This is a genomic window from Nostoc favosum CHAB5714 (assembly GCF_020829495.1).
Lineage (GTDB): Bacteria > Cyanobacteriota > Cyanobacteriia > Cyanobacteriales > Nostocaceae > Nostoc > Nostoc favosum.
The window spans coordinates 338,541-348,553 of the sequence record NZ_JAIVFQ010000001.1 but is presented as its reverse complement, the minus strand read 5'-3'; the positions used below and the strand labels follow the sequence as shown (position 1 = coordinate 348,553).

General features: G+C 40.9%; 6 protein-coding genes. 5 read left to right on the top strand and 1 reads right to left on the bottom strand.

The window, feature by feature from the left end:
• The first annotated feature begins 327 nt into the window (after window positions 1-327).
• From egtD to glpK, 4 genes are all read left to right on the top strand, one after another.
• Window positions 328-1,362: an L-histidine N(alpha)-methyltransferase gene (gene egtD, locus LC586_RS01545; RefSeq protein ID WP_229482623.1), complete on the top strand. Its 1,035-nt coding sequence runs from the start codon at window positions 328-330 to the stop codon at window positions 1,360-1,362.
• Between the two features lie 469 nt (window positions 1,363-1,831).
• Window positions 1,832-2,137, top strand: a complete 306-nt coding sequence (locus LC586_RS01540) for a hypothetical protein (RefSeq protein ID WP_229482622.1) — start codon at window positions 1,832-1,834, stop codon at window positions 2,135-2,137.
• 1,469 nt (window positions 2,138-3,606) lie between these two features.
• On the top strand, window positions 3,607-4,776 hold the full coding sequence (locus LC586_RS01535; RefSeq protein WP_229482621.1) for a PAS domain S-box protein: 1,170 nt from the start codon (window positions 3,607-3,609) through the stop codon (window positions 4,774-4,776).
• 235 nt (window positions 4,777-5,011) lie between these two features.
• Window positions 5,012-6,523 (top strand): glycerol kinase GlpK, encoded by a 1,512-nt coding sequence (gene glpK / locus LC586_RS01530; RefSeq protein WP_229482620.1) that lies wholly within the window; start codon window positions 5,012-5,014, stop codon window positions 6,521-6,523.
• Between the two features lie 132 nt (window positions 6,524-6,655).
• Here the strand turns inward: glpK and LC586_RS01525 are convergent, their stop codons facing one another.
• On the bottom strand, window positions 6,656-7,822 hold the full coding sequence (locus LC586_RS01525; protein ID WP_229482619.1) for a choice-of-anchor tandem repeat GloVer-containing protein: 1,167 nt from the start codon (window positions 7,820-7,822) through the stop codon (window positions 6,656-6,658).
• Between the two features lie 684 nt (window positions 7,823-8,506).
• On the opposite strand from LC586_RS01525, the gene argC reads away from it, so the two are divergent.
• Entirely contained in the window at window positions 8,507-9,499 is a 993-nt protein-coding gene (gene argC / locus LC586_RS01520) for an N-acetyl-gamma-glutamyl-phosphate reductase (RefSeq protein WP_229482633.1), read from the top strand.
• Window positions 9,500-10,013: the final 514 nt, after the last annotated feature.

The following is a 10,013-nucleotide window of genomic DNA, read 5'->3' as shown; positions in this document are numbered from 1 at the left end:
GAGATTTGAATGCGGCGATCAACATAAAGAATCGTGGGGCGCACGATCTAAAAGCTCAAATTATGTCCTCAATGAGGAGTCTTTGAGAAGCCTACACTTACTCGTTAGAGAAGTGTAGGTACGTCACATCATGCAAAATCATTTTCATAGCTGAATTCAGCAACGCCAAATTTTGGTCATTTGAATCGGTAAATCCCTAAAAATACCTTTAAAGCTTGAGTAATATTGCTCAAGCATGATTTTATTAGCTATGGCTATGTGTTTCACTAATTAGAGTAAGGGTTTGCCATCACAGGTAACCTATTACGCCAAGCATACGGAGGTTTAATGTCGATATCTAAAGCTGTCAACAGGAACGTTACTTCTCAAAGCACCGTTGAAAAACGCTTGCAGATACAGCGTTTGGTAGGAGCAACTCAAATAGTTGCTCCTAGTACTGGGAGTGATGTAGTCAAGGGATTAACTCAAACATCTAAATCTCTACCCCCCTGTTACTTTTATGATGATCGTGGTTCTGAGCTATTTGAGCAAATCTGTGATTTACCAGAATATTATCTCACACGCACAGAAACGGCGATTTTACAGCAGTATGCTGGCGAAATTGCTAAGATAACTGGCGCTTGTGAATTAGTAGAACTTGGCAGTGGCAGTTCTACTAAAACCCGCATTTTACTAAATGCCTACCAGCAGCTAGACTATCCCCTGCACTACTTACCAATTGATGTGTGTGCAGGTATGTTGGAAAGTAGCGCCAAGCAGTTATTAAGAGATTATCCCTTACTCCAAGTTTATGCTTTAGCGGGAACCTATGAATTAGCCCTTGCAAAACTTCTACCGACGCAATTACCCAGCAGGATGATTTGTTTTATTGGTAGCAGCTTAGGTAATCTTACACCTAATGAGTGTGATGTATTCTTCTCTCAGATTACAGAAGCCCTACAAGTAGGCGAGTATTTCTTGTTGGGGATAGATTTACGAAAGCCGAAACAGATTTTGGAACCAGCTTATAACGATAGCCAGGGAGTCACGGCAGCATTTAACCTCAATATGCTAGAGCATTTAAATCAACGGTTTGAGGGAAATTTTGACACCACCCAGTTTGAACACTGGGCATTTTACAATGAAAGTGAGCATCAAATAGAAATGCATTTACGCAGCCTGCGATCGCAAATTGTAGAATTACGCGCTCTTAACCTCAAGGTTAATTTTGCACTAGCTGAGACTATCCTCACCGAAATTTCCCGCAAGTTTGACCTCAATACTATCAAGCAGCAACTCACCGCACAGGGTTTATTACCTCTCCAAGTGTGGACAGATCCAAATCAATGGTTTGGTTTATTGCTCTGTCAGCTGCAAGCATAAAGCAAATCAGAGTCCAATATAGACTTAAAAAAAACAGCCCCAACGCTACAAGGGTTGGGGAATAACACTTCCATTCCTCTCTCTTTTTAGCCTACCGCTTACATACAAGTCTCAGTTGCCGCAATTTATGGTTTATTCAATAGCACAAAGAAACCTCACCCTGATTTTGCACAAGCAAAACCTGTCCCTCTCCTTAGTAAGAAGAGGGATGTCCGTCAGGACAGGGTGAGGTTTTAAAAACTTTTAGATAATCAGATGACTTGTGTGAACACCGCAGCCTTTTAGAAAAGAGGCTTTGAGTGAAGCTTTATATTGCATATAAACGAGAACCGTTATAGATGATATTCGTCCCACCCTAGCAAGAGAGAAGAATTAGAATCTCTCACATACAACCAGTATTTTAACTGGATAAAATTGTATATTCTATGCTAACGATATCTCTATCAGCCGAAACTATTTAAGTAAATATTTGGCCCCTGATTATTGCTGCATCGAAGGTGTGGGAAAAATTCTGCTGAATATAGGAATCCGTAGCTTCGGCTTAGTTGCAGTTATATTGGCATTAACGCCAGAAGAGTTATTGGCTGCCTCAGAGAGGATAGGTGGTTTGCTATTAGTAGAATTGGCAAAATCACTCAATTGGGTAGCCGAAGGTGAATTTGAAGATATGGAAGAACCAATAATATATAAAGTTTTAATAAAAGCTGACTTTTATGAAGTGACTTTTATAAAAGTACCTGTATGCGTTCCGGGACGGATACTAATCTGTGTATAGCAGTCCTATTTGATTCGTGAAAAATATAAAATTTGAAAACGAACCGCAAAGTATTGGCTTTGGGCGCAAAGGGAAGAAATAAGAAAGAGATATATAATTTTCACAAATGATTTAGGACTGCTATAGGTTGGGTTGAAGAACGTAACCCAACATTTGCGAGGCTTTGTTGGGTTGCGCTTTGTTAGGTTAAGCAAAGTAATTTTTCACAAAGCCAAGCGTATTGATTGATAATGATGGCATTTGTTAAGTTAATACAGCAATTTTCAGTTATTTAAACCACGACTCAGACAGGAAGTAAGTAGTGAGTTGGGAGTCGTGTAGTTTAATTACTTGATAACACTGTAAACTGAAGTAAGTAAAAAAGAGTGACGAAATGAGATTTTATAGTATTTACACCTCATCCATCACTCCTTATAACTTGCGCGTTGATAAGCTGTTACGCATTTTTAAATTACACCAGCTTACTGGTTGATTTATCCTCTAACTAAAGAGACGGATAATTGTTAAGTTGTTATGTTATGTAATATACAAGTATTTTTAACTTATTAATATCCATTAGTCTTACTCTTGCTTATGCCAGATACTTCCTTAATAGATTTGTGAATATCGAAAAGCTCAGATTTCCGACTTTTCTAAGAAGTCAGGAATCTTTTTGTTCAAAAAATGTGTTCCAAAGCACAAAAAAACTTAACTTAGACTATATATCTTTGGTAGTAGAAGCTTGATGCTTGTGATGGACGTTGGGGAAAAGATTATCAGTTATTCTAAGTAATCATGGAAACAATTATTATTAGCACTAAATCATTCATTGGGAGAATGAGAAAGTGGGTTAAACAAGAATAGGAACTTCAAGTTGAGATCCAGGGTTTTCTAACTGTGCTGTTTTATCTAATTTCTCTGCTAGCCATAATAGTGACTGGCTTATAAGTTTAATCACAAATTAGCATAATCTGAGGTCGGCGGATTTTGGATTCGCATTTAGCTGAGTTTACCAAATCTTCCCACTAAAGGTAGAAATATTACTTAGCAAAATGCTGTAAGCTTTTTTGTAAAAAAGCATCTGGGTGCAAAAAGTATTAATGGACACTCTCTAATTCCCTAGATTCAATATGCTTTGATCATCTAGGTTAAATGCAATACATATCATTTACAAAACTATACCACTTGTAGTGCTATGAGACTTAACAATTCAAAATTCAAAATTCAAAATTCAAACATTTTAGACATTTCAGACGGGGATTTAAACCCCGACTGAAACTGTTGCTACATATAGATGTAGGGGTCTTAAACCCTTGAACTTACGATCAACTGTTGAAAACCTAGAATAGACATACTCTTATAGGTTCTATTGAATAATAATTACAATTCATAACTAGTTAAATTTATGATAGAAAATGCTGCAATTTTTCCAATAATTTACCTAGTAGATTTTTTGCTTCAACTCTGCAAGTAAGTAGCGGGAATTTAAGGTGAACATAGAAAAATTTATCCAACGCTCAGAAACATTGCACAATCGTTTAGCAGATTTATACCAAACTGCTAGTGTATTACCTTGGATTTCACCGGATCTGCTGCCGCAAGCTTTTAAGGAACTCTATAACACCTCAAAGGTAGTGCAGTTAGCAGCAGAGGAACTCCATCAGCAAAATGAGGAACTAATACAAACACGGAATTGCTTAGAAACAGAACGCCAACACTATCAACAATTATTCGAGTTTGCGCCTGACGCCTATTTAGTGACTAATACAGAAGGAATCATTAAAGAAGCTAACTTCACCGCAGCTAAATTGCTCAATCTTTCAAAGCAATTTTTGGTGGGCAAACCAATGATTAACTTCGTCCCTCTAGAAGAACGTCAGCACCTTCGTAACGAACTTATCGAACTATCTCAATCAGACAGAGTTAAAGAGCTATTGATACCTTTGCAACAACATCATGGCAAGTTCTTTGATGCAGCTTTGACAGTGGCAGTTGCCCGGAATCCGCAGGGTAAGGCAACCTCTCTACGCTGGGCGTTACGTAATATTTCTGAACGGAAACAAGTAGAATTAGCGATAGTCAAAAATGATAGCGATCTCTTCTATGATCGTCCCGTGCAAAAATATTCTAAAGGAGAAACTATTCCCCTTAACCCATTAGTAATTTTGTATGTTTGTCAAGGTTTGGTCAAACTTAGTACCTACTGTGAAACTGGTGAAGAAGTTTTAATAGGATTGGCAACAGCAGAAATGGTTTTTGGCTCTAGTTTGACATCTCTAAATATTTACCAAGCAATAGCCCTCTCTGATGTTGAGTTGGTGTCAATTTACGCAGCAGAGATAGCAGCTTCCCCCAACCTAAGCCATATCCTTTTACCAAAAATTAATCAGCGCTTACGGCAAACAGAATCTTTTTTAGTCATTTGTGGAAGACGACGGGTACAAGAGCGCTTGCACCATCTATTACAACTTTTGAAACAAGAAGTTGGTGAAACTGTGCCGGAGGGAACTCGCCTAAGTGTTCGCTTTACTCACGAAGATATTGCTAGCGCCTGCTGTACTACCAGGGTAACAATTACACGATTGATCGGCAAATTACAAGAAGAAGGTATAATCAGTTTTGACTTAAAAAAACACATGATTTTGAAAGATTTTGATTAATTACTTTGCTGTAGATTAATGACATCTTTCTCTCGATCGCAGCATTTATATAATGATTTTTTGTGTCGATCTACTTACACATAATTAAAATGCACAGCGTCTTGCAACGTTGTGAAGGATCTCGGATGTAAGCCCAATGCTATCCCAACAAGGAACTCAAAATGTACCCAAAATAATGTATATCTAAATTTGACGTGTATTGCTAAAATCGCCTACGCAGCATGTCAAAGCAGCTATGCACACACTTGGCAACACAACTCCATCATTGGGCTACATCTTAGCACTGGACTTAGGTACAACAGGCAACCGCGCCTTTGTGTTTAACGCAGACGGCAAGATTGTTGGGCAGGCATACAAAGAACTAACTCAGTATTATCCTCAGCCCGGATGGTTAGAACATGACCCTCAACAAATCTGGCAGGATACATGTTGGGTGATGCAAACCGCAATTAGGAATGCCCACATTGTCCCATCCGCGATCGCAGCCTTGGGACTAACTGTGCAGCGTGAAACCTGTTTGATTTGGGACAAAACTACTGGTAAACCACTCCATAGAGCCATCGTCTGGCAAGATCGCCGCACTGCTCCCCTTTGCCACCAATTACAAGAGCAAGGTTATGCTAATGAAATTTACGATCGCACCGGATTAATCATCGATGCCTACTTTTCTGCTACTAAGTTCAGGTGGCTATTAGACAAGTTTACAGATGTTGACCTGAACAATGTCTTAGCAGGCACTATTGATACCTGGGTGCTGTGGAACCTCACAGGTGGCATCCATGCTACTGACCACAGCAACGCCAGTCGGACAATGTTGATGAATCTCAAAACATGTGAGTGGGATGAGAATTTACTTGAACTATTTCAGATTCCGGCGCATATTTTGCCCCAGATTCAGCCTAGTTTAGGAGTATTTGGAGTCACTGATGCTACTTTGTTGGGCGCTGAAATTCCGATCACTGCCATCTTGGGGGATCAACAAGCTGCTCTATTTGGTCATGGCTGCGATCGCCCCGGTTTAATGAAATGTACTTACGGGACTGGTAGCTTTTTAGTCGCTCATACAGGCGATCAAATTGTGCGATCGCACCATCAACTTATTTCTACAGTGGCATGGACACAAGCAAATCTAAGGGGAACTTTAGATGTAGGCTATGCCTTGGAAGGTAGTATGTTCACTAGTGGAGCTTGTATTCAATGGTTACGCGATCGCTTGAAGCTGATTAAAACTGCTGCCGAAAGTGAAGCGATGGCAAATCAGGTAAAAGATAATGGCGGAGTCTACTTTGTGCCTGCATTTAGTGGGCTGGGCGCACCTTACTGGGATATGAGCGCTAGGGGAGCCTTTTTCGGCATTACCGCCAGTGTACAACCAGAGCATCTAGTTCGCGCCGTGTTGGAAGCGATCGCTTATCAAGTTCTGGAAGTAGTACAGGCGATTAATGCATCTAGCAGTACTCCAGTTGGGCGATTAACCGTAGATGGTGGAGCTTGCGAGAATAATTTTCTGATGCAGTTCCAGGCTGATGTTTTAGGTATTCCAGTTGAACGAAAGGTAATGCGCGATACGACCGTTCAGGGTGCAGCATTTGCAGCAGGTTTAGCTGTAGGATTTTGGCAGAGCTATGAAGCACTGGTGCAGCAACGGCAAATTGAACGTGTGTTTGAGCCGGGGAGCGATACCCCATTGTCCAACTTTGCTACTTGGCAAAAGGCAGTGAAACGCACTCTCGCTTGGGAGGAGTAGCCCAACAAGCAAATGCGAGCGCTCAACAAGCAAATGCGAGCGCTCAACAAGCAAATGCGAGCGCTCAACCTGACTTTTCACGGGATGTGGAAAAGGGGATAGACTTTTGCAAGAGGTCTATTGTATTTGAGGCTATGGTGTAAATTTAAACACAGTTCCTCCTCCAGAAGCGCCTTCAGCAGAGGTAGTACCGTAAAATTCACCATTAGCAAGTTGAATTAGGGTAGACTCTGGCGTTGCCCCATTCGTGCCATTAAAACTAAACAACAAAGTGAGGGTTCCTCCAGGTGTCAACCGATAGATGCCTCCTTTATTATTTGCACCACCTGTAGAAGTCGTACCGTAGAAGTTACCGTCGCTTCCTTTTGTGAGTGCAGCTGTAGGGTTGGCTCCATTGCTGCCATTAAAACTGGCAACTATAACCGGTGTACCGCCACCGAGCGGAAACCTAAATATAGCTCCTCGATTACTGGCTCCACCCAGAAAACTTGTGCCATAGAGAAATTTATCAGATTCAATTAATGCAGACCGGGGATTTCGCCCATTAGCGCCACTAAAGTTATATGAAGTTATTGCTCCTGCGGGAGTTAACTTGTATACCACACCATCATTAGTTGCTCCACCTGCTGAGGCGCTGCCATAGTAGTTTCCGTCACTACCTAATTGCAACCTTGCTAATGGAGTTGCTCCATTAGTACCGTTGAAGTTAACTAAGATAGTGGGGACACCACCAGTCAGAGGAATCTTGAATACAGTTCCTCTGCTGTTGACCCCACCAGCAGAAGTTATCCCCCACAAATTGCCATCGCTACCTGAAATCAATCGACCTGCTGGGTTGGCTCCATTAGTGCCATTGAAATTTAAAAGAGTTGTCAAGTTTGTAAAAGTTGTTTTTTCCAACTTAAACAACGTACCGAGATTATTTGTACCACCTGTAAAGGTTGCACCATATAGATTGTCATCACTTGCCTGGAATAATCTAGCAACTGGGTTAGTTCCATTGGTTCCAGTGAAGTTAACTAATGTAGTCAGAGTACTAAAATTAGAACCAGTTAATTTGAATGCTGTTCCTTGATTTTGCGAACCACCTGCGGAAGTGGTTCCATAAAGATTGCCATCCTTCCCTGCAAGCACACCTGCTCTTGGGGCCGCTCCATTAGTACCGTTGAAATTTACAACGGTCGTTAATGTTTGTGCAGAGGCTTGTGGCAAGGGCAATACTAATGGAGACGCCAACACAGCCAGAGAAGTTAAAATCAATACGCTATTTTTGCTTTGACGTTGTTTGCACAGATTCATCTTGTTCACATTAACTCCTACAAAAATTTGCTTAGACACCAACCCGAAATAAATCTCCAGATTCTCGTATAGATGCAATCCGCTATGGGGCGCAAGATTTTGCACTCCTTAACAGATATGTATTCCATACAATTGAAAACAGCTAAAATGGCTTGACTTAACGGATTCTGTAGTACCTGATATCAGAAATTAGTTGTGATATCAGGTACTATAAATTCGTTGTTTAAACTAGCTTTTAGTGAGAACTCACCAGAAACTTTGGTATATCTTGGTCAAGAAGAATTTAGAAATCCTCCGACTGCCTATACCGCAATGGCTGTGTTCACACTTAAGTTAATTGCTGAAAATGAGATCATTTCATTAATGATGTCGCTCAGTAACATAACATACTGATTATTTTTTAGATGTCGTGACCAACACAAAAAATTTCAATTTAACTTTTATACGACTTACGCAAAACTACACGCAGTAGGGGCAATTCATGAATTGCCCCTACTGCATGGTATATTTATGATCGCAGGATAATTAAGAAAAGCCTGAAATAACCTATGCATCTTTAACGCACATCACGATGCATTTGTACAGTGCGTAAGTCCTAACTTAATATAATTCATTTACCAGAGGCCAAGTAAGTATTAATCGGTCAAAATAATACTACTCACAGATCAGAATGCTGAACGCATGATTACTAAACCTAAGATTTTCATTGATGGCGAATCGGGAACCACAGGCTTACAGATTTACTCACGCCTCAACCAACGGGATGATATCGAGTTAGTTAGCATTGAGGCATCTAAACGTAGAGATGCAACTGAGCGAGCTAAACTAATTAATGCCGTCGATGTTGTTATTCTCTGCCTACCTGATGATGCAGCCCGCGAAGCTGTTAGCTTAGTAAGTAGTACTACGGTTAAGATCCTTGATGCTAGTAGTGCCCATCGCACAGCTAATAACTGGGTATATGGTTTTCCTGAACTAAATCCAGGACAGCGAGAGAAAATCGCCAGCGCCCAGTATGTCAGCAATCCAGGATGTTATCCCACAGGATTTTTAGCCTGTATCCGTCCGTTGATTGCCAAGGGACTTTTAAAGAGTAATTTTCCCATCACCGTTAATGCAGTGTCAGGTTACTCTGGTGGCGGAAAGAATCTCATAAAACAATACCATAGCTTCCACGAACAGGAAGCTGGAGCAGAGTCGCTTTATCCTTATGGCATCTACGGTTTGCAGTTTGGACATAAGCACGTCAAGGAAATGCATTATTATTCAGAGTTAGCATCGCCGCCGCTATTCGTACCGGCAGTAGGGGACTTTGAACAAGGGATGCTGGTTCAAGTGCCTTTGCCATTGGGGACTTTGGATAATCCACCATCAGGTGAGGTTATTCATCAAACAATTGTTAACTACTACCAAAGCGAAAAATTTGTGCAGGTTGCTCCATACCAAGATTTTACTCTGCTGCGAGACGGAATATTTTTGGATGCGATGTCTACGACGGGCTACGCCTACGCAATCAACGGCACCAACTTTGTTCAGGTTTTTGTATTCGCCAATGACACTACCAAAGAAGCATTGCTAGTTGCTCGTCTCGACAACTTGGGCAAAGGCGCATCGGGAGCCGCAATCCAAAACCTAAACATCATGCTAGGCTTTCCAGAAGAATTGGGATTGTTATGAAAGAGTGTTGGGAAATAGGGAAAAAGCAATAAAACTTTTACTCCATGTTTAACTAGTTCCGTGGGTTTAAGTCCCCCGGTTCAATAAAAATTTTGTTTTGTGTTGGGGTTAAATCCCCATTACAAAACAAAATTTACGAAAGCGTTGCGGGGCGTTCGCGTTTAGCGTCTCTAAGAGTTGCCCATTACGAACTTGTACTGAGCGTAGCCGAAGTATTACGAATTACGAATTACGAATTACGAATTATTTAATGAGTAATATCATGTCCGCTTGATTACTTATTAAACCCGAAGAACCCCACCCCGACAATCGTCGCTTTGTCTCCCCTCCCCGCAAGCGGGGAGGGGTTGGGGGTGGGGTGTAATGACTGTGGTTAGCGTAACTATTTATGCGGACATGATATAATGGCTTGTGCTAGACAGGAATAACTATTATGAGTGCGTAAATTGCTCATTTGAAAAAGCAAAAAGGCAAATTGAGAAAGCAATATGCCTTTTTGCTTGCTGAATCTACC